This window comes from Gaiella sp. (genome assembly GCF_035558935.1).
In the GTDB taxonomy this organism is placed as follows: Bacteria; Actinomycetota; Thermoleophilia; order Gaiellales; family Gaiellaceae; genus Gaiella.
This window is the reverse complement of sequence record NZ_DATMBZ010000029.1, coordinates 1-19769: the sequence shown is the minus strand read 5'-3', so window position 1 is coordinate 19769 and position 19769 is coordinate 1. Positions and strand designations below refer to the sequence as shown.

Here is a 19769-nt window from a genome sequence, read left to right as displayed (position 1 = left end):
TCAGTCCTGGAACCAGAAGAACCCGACCGCTCCGGGGCCTGCGTGCGTGCCGACGACCGCGCCGAGCGGCTCGACGAGCTCGAGCGTCGCCTTCGGCCTCACCTTGGCGGCCATGTCCGTGAGCACCTCCACCCACTCCGGCGCGTCCGCGTGCGCGATCGCGATGCGCAGCCCGTCACGGTCCTCCGTCTTCTCGGCGAAGAGCTTCGCGAACTCCTCGAGCGCCTTCTGCCGGCCGCGGACGCGACCGAGCGGCACGATCACGCCGTCCTCGACCGTGAGGATCGGCTTGACGTTGAGCAGGGACCCGGCGAGCGCCTGGGCCTTGCCGATCCGCCCGCCCTTCTGCAGATACTCGAGCGTCGCCACGGTGAAGACGACGCCGTTCGTCTCCTTGAACCGCTCGACGAGGCTCTCGATCTCCTCGTCGCTCGTCCCGGCGTCGAGTCGGCGGTCGACGGCCTCGGCGAGCAGGGCAACGGCGAGAGACGCCGTCTCGGTGTCGACCAGCCGTACCCGGTCGCCGCCGAGCTGCTCGGCGGCGCGGACGGCGGACTCGAACGTGCCCGAGAGCTTCGACGTGAGGTGGAGCGACCAGATCCGCTCGTAGCCGGCGGCGACCAGCTCCTCGTAGCAGGCGAGGAAGTCGGCCGGCGTGGGCTGCGACGTCGTGGGAAGCGTCCTCGCGGCCGCGAGCCGCTCGTAGAACTGCTCGGGGCCGATGTCGACGTGATCGCGCAGCGACTCGCCGTCGAAGAGGACGTACAGGGGGACGAGCCTCATGTTCGCGTGCCGGTCGCGCGCGTCGACGAAGTCGGAGGTCGAGTCGAGCACGATCGCGGTGTTCTCGCGCGTCAGCCGCACGCGCGGAAGCCTACGCGGCGGCGGCGCGGATCGCGCCCGCGAGACCGTCGATCGGGCTCCCCTTCTCGACGAGCGCGACGGCTCCGGCGCGCAGGATCTCCTCCCGCTCTTCCGCAGTCGCCTCGGCGGTCAGGCAGACGACGGCCGCGCCGGACGCGGCGATCACCGCGCGGGTCGCGGCGGCGCCGTCTAGCCCCGGCAGCCGGTAGTCCATCAGGACGACGTCGGCGGCGAGCTCGCGCGCCGCCTTCGCGGCCTCGTCCCCCGTGCCGACGGCGCCGACCACCTCGAGCCCCGTCTGCAGCCCGAGCAGGAGCTCCAGCGAAGAGCGGTACACCGCGTTGTCCTCGACGAGCAGGACGCGGGTCGCCACGTTCTACTCCGCCCAGAGGAGGACCGGGTAGTGCGGCTGCCCCCCCTGCGAGACCACGGTCTCGAGGCCGTGCGCCTCTGCGCGAGCGCGGAGCTCGTCGTCGCCGGGCGCGCCCTCCCCGCGGAGCACGTGGACATACGAGCGGCCGTCGGCGGCGAACCGCTCGAGCAGCGCGTCGAGCGCGTCCCAGAGGTTCCCCCCGGCCGCGACTGCACGTCCGTCGACGAGCGCCAGGAAATCGCCCTCGGCGGCGGTCACGCCGTCGACGGTCGCGTCCCGCGACGCTCGTGTGATCTCACCCGTCTCGATCGCCCCGGCAGCGTCGCGCATCGCCGCCTCGTTGACGTCCACGTTCCGGGACGCGTCGAACTCGAACGCCGCGACGATGCCTTCCGGCACCGACGCCGTGGCGATCACACGGACGTCCTTCGTCGACTCTGCCGCCGCGTTCTCCGCCGCGAGCCGCACGTTCGGGTTGTTCGGCAGCACGATCACGTGGTCCGTGTTCACGGCCGTCACTGCCTCGAGGATCTGACCCACCGACGGGTTCATCGTCTGCCCGCCCTCGATCACGATCGAGGCTCCCTCGCTCCGCAGGATCTCGCGGTTGCCCGCGCCCTGCGCGACTGCGACGAGCGCCACGTCGGACGGCAGTGCCTGCGCTGCCGCGTGGAGCTGCGCCAGCCACCGCTCGCGCTCCGCGGCCTGGCTCCGCATGTCGCCGATCTCGACGCGCTCCTGGTCGACGACGCCGACAGCGCGGCCGATCGCCAGCGCGCCGTCCGGCTCGTCGGTGTGGACGTGGATCTTGGCCACTGTCTCGTCTCCCGTCACGAGGAGCGAGTCGCCGAGCGGCTCGAGCTGCGAGTGGAGGGCATCGAGGTCGAGTGCCTGTCCTTCGACCACGAACACCGTGCAGTACCGAAACTCCGATTCGTCGAGATGGATCGCCTCCTCGGTCAGCTCCTCGGCGACGCCGGTCGCGTCGGGCAGCTCTTCCCCGGTCAGCCCGTGGAGCACTCCTCGCACGAGCTCGACGAGCCCCGCCCCCCCGGCGTCGACGACGCCGGCCTCTCTGAGCTTGTCGAGCATCTCCGGCGTCCGCTCGACCGCGTCGTCACCGCGCGCCACGATTCGGGTGAGCCCCTCGACGACCGGCAGCGCGCGAACCTCCGGAAGCTGGGCCTCCTCGGCCATCTCCCGGATCACGGTGAGCATCGTCCCTTCGACGGGAACCTTCACCGCCTGGTAGGCGCTCGTCGCGCCGGCGCGGAGGGCCTCGGCCATCACGGCGCCGTCGACGCGCTCGGCCTCGCCGAGCACGCGGGCCATGCCGCGGACGATCGTGGAGAGGATCACTCCCGAGTTGCCCTTCGCCTCCATCGTCGCGGCGCGCTGGACTTCCGCTGCAAGGCTCGCCGTCGTCGACGCCTCCGAGCGCTCGAGCGCCGCGACGATGCCCTCCATCGTCTTCTCCAGGTTCGTCCCCGTGTCCCCGTCCGGGACGGGATAGACGTTCAGCGCGTTGATCCGCGTCCGCTGTCGCGTGATGCTCTCGAGCGCCGACCCCGCGAGCAATCGCACGGTCGCGAGGTCGATCACTCCGCTCTCCGCGCGCTGTCGACGTGCACGTCGACGGCCTTCACGGGCAGGCCCGTATGCCGCCCCACCTCGTACGCGACGCGCGAGCGCACCATCTCGGTGACTTCGGCGAGGTTCACCCCGTAGTCGACGACGACGTGCAGCTCGAGCGCGAGGCCGTCGTCCGACTGCCGCACGCGGACGCCGGGGTCGTGCTTGCGGACGAGCAGCCGCAGTGGGCCCCGGCGGTCGGCCTGGTCGACGACGCCGAACGATTCCTCGACCGCCCTCCCCGCGATCGCGGCGATGGCGCCCGTCGTCATCGTCACGCGGCCGAGCTCGGTCTCGCGCAAGAGGACGGTGCCCTTCCTCACGGCGCGAGTCTAGGCCCTCGGCCTATCGGCCGCGGGCTAGACGGCCTTGACGACCTTGCCGGCCTTGAGACAGCGCGTGCAGACGTACTCGCGGCTCGGCTTGCCGTCGAGCACCAGGCGGACGCGCTGGAGGTTCGGATTGAAGCGCCGCTTCGTGGCGACCATCGAGTGCGACCGGTTGTTGCCGGTGGCGGGCTTCTTCCCGCAGATGACGCAGACCCTGGACATGCGGCCGAGGATGGTAGCAGCGCCAGGGGTCTGTCCCCGAGAGGGGACTGACCCCCGCCACACGGGCCGTTGCGACCGCGAAGCGGGCGCCTTCAGGGATCTGCCCCGCCGCAGGCGGGGATCAGGCCGCAGGATTCGGCTCCTGCCGAATCCTGCTCGGCGGACGAGTCAGCGAGCGGCTGCAGCGCGCAGGTTCGAGAAGAGGTCAGCCATCTCGAGCGCGGTGCGGACTGCCTCGGCGCCCTTCTCGAAGCGAGGCTCCGCCTGGTCGGCACGGTCGAGCGTCAGCACGCCGAACGCGACTGGCACACCGGTCTCGATCGCCGCGAGCTGCAGGCCGGATGCGGCCTCGCCGGCGACGTAGTCGAAGTGCGGTGTGTCGCCGCGGATGATGCAGCCGAGGGCGACGACACACGCGAAGCGCCGCGTCTTGGCGAGCGCCATTGCCGCGAGCGGAAGCTCGAAGGCTCCCGGGACGGGCATCACGGTGATCGAGCCGGCGTCGACCTCCCGCGCCTCGAGCTCCGCGAGGGCCGAGTCGAGGAGCGCCCCCGTGACCTCGCCGTTGAAGCGCGAGACGACGATCCCGACTGCCCGGCGTCCGCCGCGCGGCTCGCCCTCGAGCACCGCGTAACCAGGCGGGATCGTGAGCTCGCCGGGCGCGTGCTCTGCGATTGCCTCGCCCGCTGCGGCAGCCGGGTCCTCGTTCGCCTCGAGCTCCTCGTGGACGGCAGCGTCGGGCGCCGAAGCGGCCTCAGGGGGCACGGCGTCGTCCGGAGCCTCGAACGGCGGCGGCTCGACGACGGTGTCGAACGGCGGCGGCTCCTCCGCCTCGGTGCTCTGTGCCTGCGCGGGCTCGGTCGGCCACGACTCCAGCACGTTCTCGCTCGCATGCTCGAGCCCGCCCTCCTCGGGGTCCCAGCCGCCTTCCTCGTCGTGCTGCCGTGCGTCGTCCTCTTCGATCCGGCTCATCCCACCGTCCTCAGAACTCGGCGCCGTCGTAGCGCTCGTTTTGATGGTGCAGCCTCATGCCGATCGTGTGCCCGAGCTTGTCCCGTTTCGTCTCGAGGTAGCCGCGGTTCTCGGCGTTCGGCTCGATCTCGATCGGCTCCTGCGAGACCGCGGTGAGCCCGTAACCCGAGATCCCCGAGATCTTGCGCGGATTGTTCGTCAGCACGCGGATCGTGCTCAGCCCGAGGTCCGACAGGATCTGGGAGCCGATGCCGTACTCGCGCGGGTCGGCCTGGAAGCCGAGCTCGAGATTCGCCTCCACGGTGTCGAGCCCCTGCTCCTGCAGCTCGTACGCGCGCAGCTTGTTGAGGAGGCCGATGCCCCGGCCCTCCTGCGCGAGGTAGAGAAGGACGCCGAGCCCCTCCTGCTCGATGCGCGCGAGTGCCCGCTCGAGCTGCTCGCCGCAGTCACAGCGCCGCGAGTGGAAGACGTCGCCGGTGAGGCACTCCGAGTGCACCCTGACGAGGACGTTCTCCTTGCCGTCGACGTCGCCCTTCACGAGCGCGACGTGCTGCTTGCCGGTCAGCGTCTCGCGGTACGCGACCGCCTGGAAGTCGCCGTACTCGGTCGGGAGACGCACCGAGACGACCCGCTCGATCAGCCTCTCCGTCTGCTTGCGGTACTCGATCAGGTCGGCGACGGTGACGAGCTTGAGATCGTGGCGCGCGCAGAACTCGACGAGGTCGGGAACGCGGGCCATCGTCCCGTCGTCGTTCATGATCTCGCAGACGACGCCCGCCGGAGCCAGGCCGGCGAGGCTCGCCAGGTCGACGGCCGCCTCGGTCTGACCCGAGCGCTGGAGGACACCGCCGTTCCGCGCCCGGAGCGGGAAGACATGGCCCGGCGAGACGAGGTCGTACGCCGTCGAAGTCGGGTCGACGGCGACCTGGATCGTCCGCGCGCGGTCGGCGGCGGAGATGCCGGTGGAGACGCCGTCGCGCGCCTCGATCGTGACGGTGAACGCGGTCCCGAACTGGGCCTCGTTCTGGTCGGTCATCTGGCGCAGGCCGAGCTCCTCGCAACGCTCGGGCGTCAGGCAGAGGCAGATGAGGCCGCGGCCGTGGGTCGCCATGAAGTTGACCGCGTCCGGCGTCACGAACTGCGCGGCGATCGTGAGGTCTCCCTCGTTCTCGCGATCCTCGTCGTCCACGACGACGACGAACCGTCCGGCACGGATCTCCTCGATCGCCTCTTCGATGCTGGCGAAGGGGCTCGTCTGGGGCTCGGACACCGTCGTCACCGGGCCATCGTAGCCTGGGTCAGCGAGGCGCCAGCAGCCGCTCGACGTACTTCGCGAGCACGTCTACCTCGAGGTTCACCGCCTGCCCCGGAGCCAGGTCACGCAACGTCGTCGCCGACAGCGTGTGCGGCACGAGCGCAACCGCGAACGCGTCCTCGAGGAGCTCGGCCACGGTCAGCGAGACACCGTCGACCGTGATCGACCCCTTCTCCACGCAGTAGCGGAGGATCTCCGGCGACGCCTCGACGACGACCCGCAGGCCGTCTCCCTCCCACTCCACCGACGAGATCCGGCCCAGCCCGTCGACGTGGCCCTGCACGACGTGGCCGCCGAGCGGCTCGCCGGCCCGGAGCGCGGGTTCGACGTTGACCTCGCCACCCGCTGCGAGACGGCCGAGGCTCGTGCGGCGGAGCGTCTCCGTGACGGCGTGGAAGCGGATCCGGCCGGCGTCGACGGACTCGGCGGTGAGACAGACGCCGCCGATCGAGACCGAGTCGCCGACCGCGGTCGACGCCGCGGTCTCCGGGGCTTCTACGACCAGCGTCCGGCCGCTCTCGCCGCCGTCCGCCGAGACGACGCGGCCGACTTCCCGCACGATGCCCGTGAACATGAAGCGAGGCTACCGTGGATCGGGCGTGGGTACGGGGCGTGACTTCCGAGGCGTGGCGTCAGCCTCGCCGCTTCGTTCACACCTCGCGAAGCCGCCACTCGAGCAAGACGTCGCCTCCGAGCCGCTCGACCTCCGGTGCGCCGAGGTCGACCGGCTCGGGCAGCTCGCCGAGCATCGCTACGCCGCCGCCGGCGATCACCGGTGCGACGAAGACGAGGAGCCGGTCGACGAGGCGGTCGAAGAGGAAGGAGGTCGCGATCGTCGGGCCGCCCTCGAGCAGCAGCGACTGGACGCCCTCCGCGGCGAGCACGGCGAGCTCGTCCGCGAGCCGGCCCGTGTGCAACTCGAGCTCCGACCCCGCCGGGAGCGGGCCGCGGCCGAACGCGAGACGACGCGGTTGTCGCGCCACGGGGACCTCGCGCGCGTCGAGGCGCGGCGCGTCCGCCCTCACGGTTCCCATGCCGACGCCGACGGCGTCGACGGACGCTCGCAGCTCGTGCACCCTGCGCCGCGCCTGAGGGCCGGTGACCCAGCGCCGCCCCGGCACCACGGCGCGGCCGTCGACGGAGACCGCGAGCTTGAGCGTCACGTGCGGCCGCCCGAGCGCCGCCCACGTCCGCCAGGCTTCGTTCTGGCGCCGCGCCTCGGCGAGGTCGAGGAGCTCGACCTCGACGCCTGCGGCCCGCAGGCGCTCCGCTCCCCCGCGGGCCTCCGCGCTCGGGTCGGCGCACGCGGCGACGACCCGCGCGACACCCGCCTCGACGACGCGGTCGACGCAGGGCGGCGTTCGGCCGTGGTGGGCGCACGGCTCCATCGTCACGTAGAGCGTTGCGCCTCTCGCCGCCTTGCCGGCCGTGTCGAGGGCGACGACCTCCGCGTGCCGCCCGCCCGCGGGCTCGCTGACCCCCTCGCCGAGAGTCTGACCTCCTGGAGCGACGACCACCGCGCCGACGGTCGGGTTGGGATAGCCGCCCCCCTGCGCGGCGTCGACCAGCGCGAGCGCCCGCTCGAGGCTCACGCGACGGCCGCGGCGAGCCCGCGATACGCCTCGGCGGGATCGGGAGCGCCGAAGATCGCGCTGCCGGCGATGAACAGCGAAGCCCCCGCCGCGTGCAGCGTTTCCACGTTGTCGCGGCCGACGCCCCCGTCGACCTGGATCGGCACGTCCACGAGCCCGGCGAGCGTCTCGATCCTCCCCAGCGCCTCGGGCATGAACGCCTGGCCCGAGTAACCGGGGTGGATGCTCATGCAGAGCACGATCTCCGCTGCGGCCGAAGCGGCCGCCTCGGCTGCCCGCTCGGGGCTCGTCTCCGGGTTGAAGACGACCCCCACGGCGAGCCCGTGCGCGCGTGCGCGGTCGGCGATCGCGGCCGGGTCGTCCGCGACCTCGACGTGAAACGTGACGGAGTCGGCGCCCGACGCAGCGAACTCCTCGAAGTGATGGACCGGATCGTCGACCATCAGGTGGCAGTCGAGGACCCCGCCCGCCTCGTGGATCGACGGCGCGATCGAGCGGAGCACGACGGGGCCGATCGTCACCGGCGGGACGAAGTGCCCGTCGCCGCAGTCGAAGTGGAACACGCGGCACCCCGCGACCAGGAGGCTGTCGATCTGCTCTCCGAGCCGCCGGAAATCCGCTGCGTAGAGGGAGGGCTCGACCTCGGTATCGCCCCGGATCCAGTCGCTCCACCCCACGGCGCGATCGTACTCGCGGCGCCTCAGGCGACCAGCAACCGGGCGACGAAGAACCCGCTCGTGCCGTGGACGTGCGGCAGCGTCTGCAGGAACTCGGGCCGCGTCCGGTGTCGGAACATCGGCCAGTCGTCGCCGAGCGTCGGATCGACGGCGGCGCGCCCCTCCGCGACGGTCGCGTCCACCACGTGCTCGCACTCGTCCACGTTGATCGTGCAGACCGAGTACACGACCGTGCCGCCCGCGCGCAGCCGCGCGATCGCCGCCCGCAGGAGCTCGAGCTGGAGCGCGGGGAGCGGCTCCGCGCGCCAGCGGAGGTCGGGTCGCGAGGCGAGGACGCCGAGGCCGGAGCACGGCGCGTCCACGAGCGCGCGGTCGAAGCCGTCGAGCTCGGGCGGGAGCGCGCGGCCGTCGGCCTGGACGACGCGAACGTTGGCCGCGCCGAGCCGGCGCGCCGTCGCTTCGAGCTGCTCCGCGCGTGCCTCGTCGATCTCGACCGCGTCGACGTCGCCGGCAAGCATCGTCGCCTTGCCTCCCGGGGCGGCGCAGAGGTCGAGCGTCCGCTCGCCGGGGCGCGAGCCGACGACGTGGCCGACGAGCTGCGAGGCGCGGCTCTGCGGCCAGATACGTCCCTCGGAAAGCGCCTGCTCGTCGACGCGGTCGACGACCCATGCGCCCGAGACGACGGGGTCGGGTCGTCCCTCGATCTCGCCGCGGACGAGGCGCACTGCGGTCTCGGGCTCCTCGTTCTGCACGGTCATCAGCGCCCGCGCGTCCTCCGACCCGAGGTCACGCCACCAGGTCTCCGCGACCCAGTCCGGGTACGAGTGCCGCAGCGCGGCCTCTGCGGGCGTCGCCTCGGGAAGCGCGGCGACGAGCCCGCGGGCCCCGTCGGCGAGGCGGCGCAGGACGGCGTTCGCGAACGGCACGGCGCGCTCGAGGCGCGCCCGCCGGACGAGCTCGACCGACTCGTTGACCGCCGCGTAGCGCGGCACGCCGTCGAGGAACGCGAGCTGGTAGCAGCCGAGGCGCAGCGCGGCGCGCACGGGTGGGTCGAGCTTCCGCACCGGCCGGCGGCCGAGCGTCTCGATCGCGTGGTCGAGCGTGCGAGCCCGCTGGATCGAGCCGTACGCGAGGTGTCGCGCGAGCGCGCGGTCGCGCTCGTCGAGCCCCTCCGAGGCCGATCGGAGCGCCCGGTCGGCGTAGGCACCGTCCTCGAAGACGCGCTGCAGGACCGTGAACGCGGCGCGACGCGCCGGGCTCACCTGAGGCCGCGACGCCACGCCCCGACCTCCATCCGCCGGCCGCCCTCGGGCTGCACCTCGAGCGGCTCGAACGAGCCCTTCTCACCGACCCGGGCCCGCCAGACGGTGACGCGCCGCCCTTCGAGCTCTGCCCTCGCGCCGATGTGCGGGCTCAGCGCACGCACGACGCGGACGAGCTCGGCCGCGGGCCGCTCCAGATCGAGCACGCGGTCGCCCGGACGGATCTTCTCCGCGTACGTCGCCTCCCCCACCTGCGGCCGAAACCGCGGCTCAGGCTCCGCGAGGACACCGTCGAGCAGCCGGACAGCGACCTCGGCGGCACGAGTGAAGACGTCGCCGGCGTCGGCGTCCGCCCCGATCGGGAAGGCCTCCTGTGCCGCGACAGGTCCGGCGTCGAGCTCGGCCACGGTCTCGTGGATCGTGACGCCGGTCTCCGTATCGCCGGCCATGATCGCCCGCTCGACCGGAGCCGCGCCACGCCAGCGCGGGAGGAGCGACGGGTGGACGTTGAGCCAGAGCCGCTCGGCGAGCGTCTCGGGCGGGACCAGCAGGCCATAGGCGCAGACGACGACGACCGGCGCGTCGAGCGCGAGCCCCGGGAGCGGGCGCTCGGGCTGGAGCACGGGGATCCCGAGGCGGTCGGCGACAGCCTTCGCGGGCGGCGCCGTCAGGCGGCGGCCCCGTCCCGCGGGTGCGTCGGGACGCGTGAGGAGCGCCGCGACGTCGTGCCGCGCGGCGAGCCGCCCGAGCACGTCCGCCCCGAACGGCGCGGTCGCGGCGACGGCGATCCGTGCCACGCGCGGGCGACGCTAGGAGGAGAGGACGAGCCGCGGCCGCAGGGCCCGGAGCGCCTCGCGCCTCGACTCGTCGTCGGTGCGGTCGAGCATCAGCCTGCCGTCCAGGTGGTCGACCTCGTGCTGCACGACGCGAGCCGGATACCCCTCGAGCTCGAGCGAGACCGGCTCCCCGGAGACGTCACGCGCCTCGACGGCAACCTTCGTCGTCCGCTCCACAGGAACCCGCACCGAGCCGAGCGAGAGGCATCCCTCCGAGTCGACGTCGGTGTCCTTCCCGAGCTGGGTGACCACCGGGTTGACGAGCACGCGGTCCTCCCCGTCGATCGTGCAGACGAAGAAACGGCGCAGGATGCCGACCTGGGTCGCGGCGAGCCCGACACCCTCCGCGTCGTGCATGACGCCGGTCATGCGCTCGGCGACGGCGCGCAGCTCCTCGTCGAACTCCTCGACCTCCTCCGCGCGCATGCGCAGCGCGGGATCGCCGTACTGGCGGATCTGCGCGAGCGCGATCTCCTTGCGGACGAGACGCTCGGCCTCCGCCTGCGCCTCCTCCTCGGTCAGCTCGTCGTGCTCGTGCTCGTCGTCGGGCTCGTGCTCGTCGTCGTGCTCGTGCTCGGCCATCGAGGCGAGTCTAGCCGCCGTTTCCCTCGATCACGGCCTGTGTCTGGAGCGTCCGCGTGACCAGTCGGCCCGCGTCGTCGGTCACGTCGACCTGGATGACGATCGTCCTCCGGCCCGCGTGCACGAGCTCCGCCCGCGCCGTGACCGAGCCCTCCCGCACGGCCGCGAGGAAGTTCGTCTTCGCCTCGATCGTCGCCGTCGTGGCGCCCGTGGGCACGTTCAGGTACGCGAGCGTGGCGGCTGCGGAGTCAGCGAGCGTCATCAGGTAGCCGCCGTGAAGCACTCCCGCCGCGGTGCAGCGCTCCTCGGCCCAGGTACCGCGCACGACGACCGCTTCGGGCCCCGCTGCGACGCCCTCGAAGGCGAGCAGCGCCGCGAGCGGCATCGCGTCGCGGATCATCGCGGTGACGCGGTCGTCCATCCGGCGTGTTCTACAGCGACTGAGGGTCGACGTCGACGACTGCGGTGAGGCCGTCCCGCCGCATCGTCCGTGCAGCGGCGGCGAGGAGTGTCGAGGCGTGCCGGGCGACCGAGCGGGGCTGCGTCGTCTTCGCGACGAGTTGCGCCCGGTAGCGGCCGCGCAGCCTGAGGACCGGTGCCGGACCGAGCAGGTTCCCTTCGGCCCCGGCCCCCTCGAGCCTCGCGCGCAGCTCCCGCAGCGCGGCGAGGGGCGCGTCGGGCGCCGGCCCCGAGACGAGGATCGCGACCAGATGACGGTACGGCGGGTAGCCGAGCGCCTCGCGGCGCTCGAGCTCGCCGGCGAGAAAGCCCGGCACGTCGTGGTTCTGCGCGTGGCGAAGCGGCGTCGCGTCGGGCTGGAAGGTCTGCACGAGGACGCGGCCGGGGGCGTCGCGGCCGCTTCTCCCGGCGAGCTGCGTGACGAGCTGGAAGGTGCGCTCCTCGGCGCGGAAGTCGGGCAGCGAGAGACCCGTGTCCGCGTCGACCACGGCGGCGAGCGCGACCCCGGGAATGTGGTGCCCCTTCGCGACCATCTGAGTGCCGACGAGCACAGCCGCTTCGGCGGCGCGGAAGCGTGAGAGCACGTCGTGTACGGCGCCGGGCCGCCGCGACACGTCGGCATCGAGGCGGAACCGCTCGAGCTCCGGGATCCGCTTCGCGAGCTCGGTCTCGAGCTTCTGCGTGCCGGCACCGATCCGCGCGAGCTCGACCGAGCCGCACTCCGGGCAGCGCCGCGGAACGTCCTCGACGTAGCCGCAGTGATGGCAGTGGAGCCGCTCGTCGGTGTGGAGCGTGAGCGCGACGTCGCAGTTCGAGCATCGGCGCGAGACGCCGCAGGCGCGACAGTGGATCGCGGGCGCGACGCCCCGGCGGTTCAGGAGGAGGATCGCGCGGCCGCGCCCGTCGGCGACGCGGCCGAGCGCCTCGAGAAGCGGCGCGGAAAGCGGATACCCGGCCTCGCGGCGGAGGTCGACCAGCTTGACGGACGGGAGGGGCGCGCCGATCCTCGCGCCGAGCGGCAGCCGCGCGAGCCGCGCCCAGCTCTCGGGCCGCGGCGTCGCGGAGCCGTACACGGCGACGGCCCCTTCGAGCGCCGCGCGCTTCGCGGCAACGGTGCGCGCGTCGTACCGGGGGTCGGACTCCTGCTTGTACGCCGTGTCGTGCTCCTCGTCGACGACGATCAGCCCGACGCCGCGCATCGGCGCGAAGACGGCGGAGCGTGCGCCGACGACGATCCGCGCCTCACCGCTCGCGATCCGGTCGCGCTCGTCGCGGCGCTCCGCGTCGCCGAGCGACGAGTGCAGGATCGCGACGCGATCGCCGAACCGGCGGCGGAAGCGGCCGACCGTCTGCGGCGCGAGCGCGATCTCCGGCACGAGCACGATCGTCCCCAGGCCGCGCTCGAGCGCCGCCGCGCAGGCCTGGAGGTAGACCTCCGTCTTGCCGCTCCCGGTCGGCCCGGCGAGCAGGACGTGCTCGCCGACGCCCTCGTCGAGCGCCGCGACGATCCGCTCGACCGCGGCCTCCTGGTCGGGCGTCAGCTCCTCCGGCTCGGCTTCGCCGCCGAGCGCCTCGCGTGCGGCGGGCGAGGGTCGCTCCCCGCGCGGCGTGCGGCGCACGGGGGCGACGAGCTCGAGGGCTCGCGCGGGCGTCGATCCGTAGTAGTCCGCCACCCAGAGCGCGAGGTCGACGAGGGTCGCCGGAATCTCGTCGAGCAGCCGGCCGACTGGCGCCGGCTCGATGCCCATGGGAGCGTCGACCCCCACGTCGGCGACGACGCCGCGGGTCGAGCTCCGCCCCAGGCGGACGGACACCACCGCGCCCTTGCCGACGGTCTCGGGCACCTCGTACGTGAACGGCTTCGCGAGCGCGCGGGTCGAGACGAGCGGGTAGACCGACGCGAGCGGCATGCGACCCAACGTAACCGCCGCACCGTACGGACAGGGCCTGCGAGCCCGGGTAAGGTTTGCCTTACACGATGGGAACGGCGATCCGACTCGAAGGGGTGACCAAGCGCTTCGGCGACGTCTCGGCCGTGCGTGACGCAACGCTCGACGTCGCAGGCGGCGAGATCCTCGCGCTGCTCGGTCCCTCCGGCTGCGGCAAGACGACCCTGCTGCGCACGATCGCGGGCTTCGAGCGACCGGACGCCGGGACGATCGAGGTCGGTGGGCGGGTCGTCGCGGGTGCGGCCTGGGCGCCGCCCGAGGCGCGCGGCGTCGGGATGGTGTTCCAGGACTACGCGCTCTTCCCCCACCTGACGGTCGCCGAGAACGTCGGCTTCGGCCTCGCGCGGCGCGACCGCGCCACGCGCGTGCCCGCCCTCCTGGCGCTCGTCGACCTCTGCGGCCTCGGCGCACGCTATCCGCACGAGCTGTCGGGCGGCCAGCAGCAGCGCGTCGCCCTCGCGCGGGCGCTGGCTCCGGCTCCGAGGGTCGTGCTGCTGGACGAGCCGTGGTCGAACGTCGACCCGCAGCTCCGCGCGGAACTCCGAGCCGAGGTCTCGGCGGTGCTGCGTCCTCTCCACGTGACGGCGATCCTCGTCACACACGACCGGGAGGAGGCGTTCTCCGTCGCCGACCGGATCGCGCTCATGCGCGACGGCTCGATCGTCCAGGTCGGCACGCCGGAGGAGCTCTACTTCGCGCCGGTCGACCGGTGGGCGGCCGAGTTCCTCGGCGCGGGGAACGTCCTCACCGGCGAGGCCCACCGAGGCGTCGCCCATACGCCCCTCGGCGCGGTCGCCACGAACGGGGCCGCAGGAGCGGTGGCGCTTCTCGTCCGTCCCGAGCTCGTCGGGCTGGCGCCGGATCCCGACGGCGATGGTGAGGTGGTGAGCCGCGAGTTCCGCGGCCACGACGTCTTCTACCGGGTGCGCGTCAACGGCCTCGAGCTCGTCTCCCAGCGTCCGTCGAACGAGGTGGTCCCGCTCGGCTCTCGGGTCGAGGTGACGCTGCACGACGGGCAGGTCGCCATCCTCTCCTGACTCTCAGTAAGGTCAGCCTTACATCAATCGCAGGGCGAACCTTACGGGAGGTCGGATGAAGGGAATCACGACGATCGTCGTGCTGGCACTGGCGCTGCTTGCCGCGGGCTGCGGCGGCGACGAGGCGGCAGGCGGGCCGCTCACGGTGTACTCGGGTCGCGAGGAGGAGCTCGTCGCGCCGCTCTTCGAGAAGTTCACCGACGCGACGGGCGTCGACGTCGAGGTTCGCTACGGCGACTCCGCGGAGCTCGCTGCGACGATCGCGGAGGAAGGGGACAACTCGCCCGCGGACGTCTTCTTCGCGCAGGACCCGGGATCGCTCGGAGCGGTCGACCCGCAGCTCGAGGAGCTGCCGCAGGCGACGCTCGACCGCGTCGCGGCGCGCTTCCGCGACGCCGAAGGACGATGGGTCGGGACCTCCGGGCGCACGCGCGTCCTCGCGTACAACACCGACCGCGTCCAGGAGAGCGATCTCCCGGCGTCCGTGCTCGAGCTGACGAGGCCGGAGTGGAAGGGCCGCGTGGGCGTCGCGCCGACGAATGCGTCGTTCCAGGCATTCGTCACGGCGATGCGCCTGTCGCTCGGCGACGAGCGCACGCGCGAGTGGCTGGAGGCGCTCCGGGCGAACGGCGCGAAGACCTACGAGAAGAACCTCCCGATCGTCGAGGCGGTCGCGGCGGGCGAGGTCGACGTCGGACTCGTCAACCACTACTACCTCGCGCTCGTCAAGGAGGAGCAGCCCGACGCTCCGGTCGCGAACCACCTCTTCGAGGCGGGCGACCCCGGCACGCTCGTCAGCGTCGCGGGGGCCGGCGTCCTCGCGAGCACCGACCAGCGCGACGACGCCGAGGCGTTCGTCGAGTTCCTGCTCTCCGAGGACGCGCAGCGCTTCTACGTCGACCAGGCGGAGGAGAACGAGTACCCGCTCGTGGCCGGGATCGACCCGCCCGCGGGGCTCGTCCCCCTCGACGAGATCCAGGGGCCGGACGTCGAGCTGACCGCGTTCGGCGCCGAGCTCGAGTCGACCGTGGAGCTGCTCCGCGAGACCGGCTGGCTCTCATAGTGTCGTCCGCGGGTCGGCGGCCGCCGTTCGCGCTCGCCCTCGCCGCGACCGTCGTCGTCGCACTCCTCCTGCTGCCGCTCGCGTACCTGGTGATCCGGGTCGCGGGCGGCGGGCAGGTGCTCGACGTCATCTGGGACGAGTCGACGCTCGACCTCGTCGTGAACACCGTCCTGCTCGTGGGCGGGGTCGTCGTCGCGGCGATCGTCGTCGCCGTGCCGACCGCATGGCTCGTCACTCGCACCGACCTCCCCGGACGGCGGGTCTGGGCGGTCGCGACCGCGTTGCCGCTCGTGATCCCGAGCTACGTCGCGGCGTTCTGCCTGCTCGGCTTCTTCGGTGAGCGCGGCCTGCTGCAGCAGGCGCTCGGCGTCGAGCGGCTTCCCGATCCGACGGGGTACTGGGGAGCCGTCGCGGCCCTCACGCTCTCCACCTATCCCTATGTCTTCCTGCTCACGCAGGCCTCGCTCCGCGGGCTGGACCCGTCCCTCGAGGAGGCGGCGCGCGGGCTCGGCGTCACACGGGCTCGCGCCCTCGCGCGAGTGACGCTGCCCACGGTGCGGCCGTCTATCGCGCTCGGCTCGCTGCTCGTCGCGCTCTACGTCCTGTCCGACTTCGGGGTCGTCTCGCTCATGCGCTACGACTCGCTCACGCGGGCGATCTACCTGCAGTACCGGAGCCTCTTCGACCGGACGCCCGCGGCGGTGCTCGCGCTCGTGCTCGTCGGGCTCACAGCAATCGCCCTCGCGTTCGAGCTGCGGGCACGCGCTCGCGGCCGGCTCTGGCGTGCAGGCCCCGGGACGGCGCGCCGACTGCGCCCCGTGGAGCTCGGGAGGGCCCGCTACGCCGCCCTGGCGTGGTGCACGCTCGTGACGGGAGTGTTCCTCGTCCTGCCCGCGAGCGTGCTCGGCTACTGGCTGGCCCGCGGGATCGCCAACGACCGCGAGCTGGAGATGCCGTGGCGCGAGGCGATGCATTCGCTCGGCGCCTCCGGCCTCGCGGCCGTCGTCACGCTCGCGGCCGCGCTTCCGATCGCGGTCCTCGTCGCACGCTACCCGTCGAGGCTCTCACGGCTGCTCGAGCGCCTCGCGTACGCGGGGAACGCCCTTCCGGGAATCGTGATCGCACTCTCGCTCGTCTTCTTTGCGGCCCGGTACGCGTCGCCCGTCTACCAGACGCTCGCACTGCTCGTCTTCGCCTACGCCGTGCGGTTCTTCCCGCAGGCGCTCTCGGGCCTCGACACCGGCCTCGCGCGCGTGGGGCCGCGGGTCGAGGAGGCCGCGCGCGGCCTGGGGCGCGGCCCGATCTCGACCGCGTGGCTCGTCACCGTGCCGCTCGTCCGGTCGGGGGCCCTCGCGGGCGCCGCGCTCGTCTTCCTGTCCGCCATGAAGGAGCTTCCGGCGACGATCCTCCTGCGGCCGATCGGGTTCGACACGCTCGCGACGGAAATCTGGGGCGCGACCCAGGTCGGCGCCTACTCGCAGGCCGCCGTTCCCGCGCTGCTGCTCGTCGTGCTCTCGGCGCCGGTGCTCTGGCTCGTCCACGGTGACCGGGGGCTTGCGGAGACCGGCGGGTAGACTCGGCCCCATGGCGGGCCATGGCCACTCGGTCGACGAGTACCTCGAGGTGATCTATTTTCTCGCCTTCCCGATCGGCGAGTACCGGCCGGCGGGAGAGAGCGCGATCGCCTCGCGCGTCGCCGAGATGCTCGGCGTCTCGCGCGCCTCGGCGGGCGAGATGCTGAAGCGACTCGAGGCCGAAGGGCTCGTCGAGCGCGGCGAGCAGAAGGAGGCGATCCTCACGCCGAGCGGCATCGAGCGGGCGGAACGCGTCGTCCGCAAGCACCGGATCATCGAGCGCTTCCTCACCGACTTCATGGGCTACACGGCCTCGGAGTCCCACGTGTTCGCGGACGAGATGGGCGACACGTTCACCGACGAGATGATCGAGCGGATGTACGAGCGCCTCGGGCGCCCCGACCGCTGCCCGCACGGCTGGCCCGTCGAGCCCGAGGTCGAGCAGTCGGAGAACCAGGGCCTCTTAGCGCTCGCCGAACTCGAGCCCGGACAGCGTGGCGAGATCGTCCGGCTCGCCGAGCACGACGGCGACCTGCTCCACTGGTTCTACGACGAGGGCTACGTCCCGGGCTCGAACGTCGAGATGCGCGAGGCGCAGCCGGCGGCGGGTCAGCTCAAGGTCGTGCTCGCAGACGGCGAGCGGGCGATCGGCGAGAAGGCCGCGCAGGGTCTCTACGTCCGGGTCGCCGCCTAGCCACGCGCGTTCGGGGCGTCGCTTCAACCACGCCCTCTTCCTTCGGGCTTACCTGCACTTTACGCAACCCTCACGGAGCGCCAACGGCGCGGTGATTCGCTTGCCGGAACGTCCCCGCCCGAGGAGAATTCAGGCATGACCAGAATCGTCTCTCTCGCCGCATCGCTCGTCGCCGTCGCCGCGCTCGCGGTCGGAGCCGCAGCCGCGGGTGCCGCCGACCGGCCGCCGCTGGCGGACGACGTGGCCGCCCGCCTCGGCATCCCGCCCGAGAAGCTCCGCGACGCGTTCAAGGCCGCGCTCACGGCCAGGATCGACGCCGCAGTCGCCGCCGGCCGGCTCACGCCGGAGCAGGGCGCCAGGCTGAAGACGCGGATCGCGAACGCGAAGGGCCTCGGGCTCGGGATCCGCAACGGGTTCACGAGGAGGCACCACGCGTTCGTGGGACGGGTCGTCGCGCACGGCAGGGCGATCGGTGCCGCAGCCACCTACCTCGGGCTCAGCCGCGAGGCGCTGCGGGCGGAGCTCGCCAAGGGCCAGTCGCTCGCGCAGCTCGCGAAGGCGAAGCAGAAGACCACGGACGGCCTCGTCGCGGCGATGGTCGCTCCGGCGAAGGCCGCCCTTGCGAAGGCGGTCGCAGGCGGCAGGCTCACGCAGCAGCGTGCAGACGCGATCCTCGCGCGACTGACGGCGCGCGTCGAGGCGCTCGTCGAGCGCGTCCCGCCGAAGAAGAAGTAGCGCGCTTCAGACGGCGGCCGGAGCCGCGAGCCCTGCGGCGACGCGGAGCGCGTCGGCCTTGTCCGTGCGCTCCCACGTGAAGTCCGCCGAGTCCGTACGGCCGAAGTGCCCGTACGCCGCCGTCTTCCGGTAGATGGGGCGTCGCAGGTCGAGGTCGCGCACGATCGCGCCCGGGCGCAGGTCGAAGTACTGGAGGACGAGCTCGGAGATCCGCTCGTTGGTCAGCCCCTCGGCTTCGGTGCCGAACGTGTCGACGAGCACGCTCATCGGGTGCGCGACGCCGATCGCGTAGGCGACCTGCACCTGGCAGCGATCCGCGAGACCCGCCGCGACGACGTTCTTCGCCACGTACCGCGCCGCATACGCTGCGGAGCGGTCGACCTTCGTCGGATCCTTGCCGGAGAAGGCGCCGCCGCCGTGCGGGGCCGCGCCGCCGTAGGTGTCGACGATGATCTTGCGCCCGGTCAGTCCCGTGTCGCCCATCGGCCCGCCGATCACGAACTTTCCCGTCGGGTTGACGAAGAAGAAGCCCTTCGCGCCGAGCTTCGCGGGGTCGAAGAGGTCGCGGTAGTCGGCGTGCAGGATCGGCTCGACCACATGCTCGAGCAGGTCGGGCTTGATCAGCGACTCCGCGTCGAGCCCGTCGCGGTGCTGCGTCGAGACGAGGACCCGCTCGATCTCGACCGGCCGCTGGATCCCACGGTCGTCGATCTCGTAGCGCACGGTCACCTGCGTCTTGCCGTCCGGTCGCAGGTAGGGCAGCACGTCGGCCTTCCGCACCGCGGCGAGCCTCCTGGCGAGCTTGTGCGCGAGCATGATCGGGAGCGGCATCAGCTCGTCCGTCTCGTGCGTCGCGTAGCCGAACATCATCCCCTGGTCGCCCGCGCCGATCCGATCGATCGGGTCGGTGTCGCCGTGCTGCGCCTCGAACGACTCGTCGACGCCCTGGGCGATGTCCGACGACTGGTCGTCGATCGCGACCATCACACCGCATGTCTCGGCGTCGAATCCGTACTTCGCGCGCGTGTAGCCGATGTCCTTGATCGTGTCGCGCACGATCGAGCGGACGTCGACGTACGTGTTGGTCGTCATCTCGCCGGCGACGACGACGAGGCCGGTGGTGATGAGCGTCTCGCAGGCGACCCGCCCCTGCTCGTCGTCCTTCAGGACGGCGTCGAGGACGGCGTCGGAGATCTGGTCGGCGATCTTGTCGGGATGACCCTCCGTCACCGACTCCGACGTGAACTGGAACGTGCGCGCGGCCATGTGCGCGTCGAACCTTAGCCGGGATCTCCGGCGCCGCCAGCCGCGGCGGTCACTCGACCGTCGGGTCGCGGCGCATCAGCTGTCCGAACAGGTCCGAGAGCGCGACGCCGTCGAGGACGGCACAGACGCCTTCGGTGATCGGCATCTCGACGTCGAGCCGGTGCGCGAGGTCGCGCAACGTCGGTGCCGTGGTCAGCCCCTCGACGGCCATGCCGATCGAGCGCGCGCCCTCGTCCGGCGTCATTCCCTGCGCGACGAGCTCCCCGCAGCGGCGGTTGCGGCCGGACGGCGACCAGCACGTGACGATGAGATCGCCCATCCCGGCGAGGCCGGCGA

At 72.6% G+C, this 19769-nt stretch carries 22 protein-coding genes; 5 read left to right on the top strand and 17 right to left on the bottom strand.

What is annotated here, in order from left to right; translation table 11 throughout:
* From VNM44_RS03195 to priA, 15 genes are all read right to left on the bottom strand, one after another.
* Positions 1–864, bottom strand: coding sequence for a DegV family protein (locus tag VNM44_RS03195; protein WP_325622539.1), 864 nt, complete (start codon positions 862–864; stop codon positions 1–3).
* Between the two features lie 10 nt (positions 865–874).
* Positions 875–1237: a response regulator transcription factor gene (locus VNM44_RS03190; RefSeq protein WP_325622537.1), complete on the bottom strand. Its 363-nt coding sequence runs from the start codon at positions 1235–1237 to the stop codon at positions 875–877.
* Positions 1238–1240: 3 nt separating this feature from the next.
* Positions 1241–2839 carry a DAK2 domain-containing protein gene (locus VNM44_RS03185; protein WP_325622535.1) on the bottom strand — a complete coding sequence of 533 codons (1599 nt, stop codon included), beginning with the start codon at positions 2837–2839 and terminating at the stop codon, positions 1241–1243.
* The gene (locus VNM44_RS03180) at positions 2836–3192 is read right to left on the bottom strand and encodes an Asp23/Gls24 family envelope stress response protein (RefSeq protein WP_325622533.1); all 357 of its coding nucleotides are present in this window, start codon (positions 3190–3192) and stop codon (positions 2836–2838) included. Before VNM44_RS03180 ends, VNM44_RS03185 begins: the two co-directional genes overlap by 4 nt.
* A gap of 36 nt (positions 3193–3228) precedes the next feature.
* Positions 3229–3420, bottom strand: coding sequence for a 50S ribosomal protein L28 (gene rpmB, locus VNM44_RS03175; RefSeq protein WP_325622531.1), 192 nt, complete (start codon positions 3418–3420; stop codon positions 3229–3231).
* A gap of 168 nt (positions 3421–3588) precedes the next feature.
* Positions 3589–4392, bottom strand: a complete 804-nt coding sequence (ribH, locus tag VNM44_RS03170) for a 6,7-dimethyl-8-ribityllumazine synthase (protein WP_325622529.1) — start codon at positions 4390–4392, stop codon at positions 3589–3591.
* A gap of 10 nt (positions 4393–4402) precedes the next feature.
* Positions 4403–5671 carry a bifunctional 3,4-dihydroxy-2-butanone-4-phosphate synthase/GTP cyclohydrolase II gene (locus VNM44_RS03165; protein ID WP_325622527.1) on the bottom strand — a complete coding sequence of 423 codons (1269 nt, stop codon included), beginning with the start codon at positions 5669–5671 and terminating at the stop codon, positions 4403–4405.
* 19 nt (positions 5672–5690) lie between these two features.
* Positions 5691–6281: a riboflavin synthase gene (locus VNM44_RS03160; protein ID WP_325622525.1), complete on the bottom strand. Its 591-nt coding sequence runs from the start codon at positions 6279–6281 to the stop codon at positions 5691–5693.
* A gap of 76 nt (positions 6282–6357) precedes the next feature.
* Complete coding sequence (gene ribD, locus VNM44_RS03155; protein ID WP_325622523.1) at positions 6358–7299, bottom strand: bifunctional diaminohydroxyphosphoribosylaminopyrimidine deaminase/5-amino-6-(5-phosphoribosylamino)uracil reductase RibD; 942 nt, start codon at positions 7297–7299, stop codon at positions 6358–6360.
* Positions 7296–7976: a ribulose-phosphate 3-epimerase gene (locus VNM44_RS03150; RefSeq protein WP_325622521.1), complete on the bottom strand. Its 681-nt coding sequence runs from the start codon at positions 7974–7976 to the stop codon at positions 7296–7298. The genes ribD and VNM44_RS03150 overlap by 4 nt, the downstream gene beginning before the upstream one ends.
* 23 nt (positions 7977–7999) lie before the next feature.
* On the bottom strand, positions 8000–9256 hold the full coding sequence (locus tag VNM44_RS03145) for a transcription antitermination factor NusB (protein ID WP_325622519.1): 1257 nt from the start codon (positions 9254–9256) through the stop codon (positions 8000–8002).
* Positions 9235–10035: a methionyl-tRNA formyltransferase gene (locus tag VNM44_RS03140; RefSeq protein WP_325622517.1), complete on the bottom strand. Its 801-nt coding sequence runs from the start codon at positions 10033–10035 to the stop codon at positions 9235–9237. Before VNM44_RS03140 ends, VNM44_RS03145 begins: the two co-directional genes overlap by 22 nt.
* A 12-nt stretch (positions 10036–10047) precedes the next feature.
* Positions 10048–10656: a peptide deformylase gene (gene def, locus VNM44_RS03135; protein WP_325622515.1), complete on the bottom strand. Its 609-nt coding sequence runs from the start codon at positions 10654–10656 to the stop codon at positions 10048–10050.
* Between the two features lie 10 nt (positions 10657–10666).
* Positions 10667–11077, bottom strand: coding sequence for a PaaI family thioesterase (locus VNM44_RS03130; RefSeq protein ID WP_325622512.1), 411 nt, complete (start codon positions 11075–11077; stop codon positions 10667–10669).
* A 10-nt stretch (positions 11078–11087) separates the two neighbouring features.
* Positions 11088–13025, bottom strand: coding sequence for a replication restart helicase PriA (priA, locus tag VNM44_RS03125; RefSeq protein ID WP_325622510.1), 1938 nt, complete (start codon positions 13023–13025; stop codon positions 11088–11090).
* Between the two features lie 68 nt (positions 13026–13093).
* On the opposite strand from priA, the gene VNM44_RS03120 reads away from it, so the two are divergent.
* From VNM44_RS03120 to VNM44_RS03100, 5 genes are all read left to right on the top strand, one after another.
* Positions 13094–14101: an ABC transporter ATP-binding protein gene (locus VNM44_RS03120; protein WP_325622508.1), complete on the top strand. Its 1008-nt coding sequence runs from the start codon at positions 13094–13096 to the stop codon at positions 14099–14101.
* A 55-nt stretch (positions 14102–14156) separates the two neighbouring features.
* Positions 14157–15164: an iron ABC transporter substrate-binding protein gene (locus VNM44_RS03115; RefSeq protein ID WP_325622506.1), complete on the top strand. Its 1008-nt coding sequence runs from the start codon at positions 14157–14159 to the stop codon at positions 15162–15164.
* Entirely contained in the window at positions 15164–16738 is a 1575-nt protein-coding gene (locus tag VNM44_RS03110) for an iron ABC transporter permease (protein WP_325622504.1), read from the top strand. The genes VNM44_RS03115 and VNM44_RS03110 overlap by 1 nt, the downstream gene beginning before the upstream one ends.
* A 10-nt stretch (positions 16739–16748) precedes the next feature.
* Positions 16749–17432 (top strand): metal-dependent transcriptional regulator, encoded by a 684-nt coding sequence (locus tag VNM44_RS03105; protein ID WP_325622502.1) that lies wholly within the window; start codon positions 16749–16751, stop codon positions 17430–17432.
* 135 nt (positions 17433–17567) lie between these two features.
* The gene (locus VNM44_RS03100; RefSeq protein ID WP_325622498.1) at positions 17568–18167 is read left to right on the top strand and encodes a hypothetical protein; all 600 of its coding nucleotides are present in this window, start codon (positions 17568–17570) and stop codon (positions 18165–18167) included.
* Positions 18168–18173: 6 nt separating this feature from the next.
* Here the strand turns inward: VNM44_RS03100 and metK are convergent, their stop codons facing one another.
* Both metK and VNM44_RS03090 read right to left on the bottom strand, forming a co-directional pair.
* Complete coding sequence (metK, locus tag VNM44_RS03095; protein WP_325622496.1) at positions 18174–19433, bottom strand: methionine adenosyltransferase; 1260 nt, start codon at positions 19431–19433, stop codon at positions 18174–18176.
* 49 nt (positions 19434–19482) lie between these two features.
* Positions 19483–19769, bottom strand: a 287-nt coding sequence (locus VNM44_RS03090; RefSeq protein ID WP_325622494.1) for an NAD(P)H-dependent glycerol-3-phosphate dehydrogenase, incomplete at its 5' end; no start/stop codon positions are given.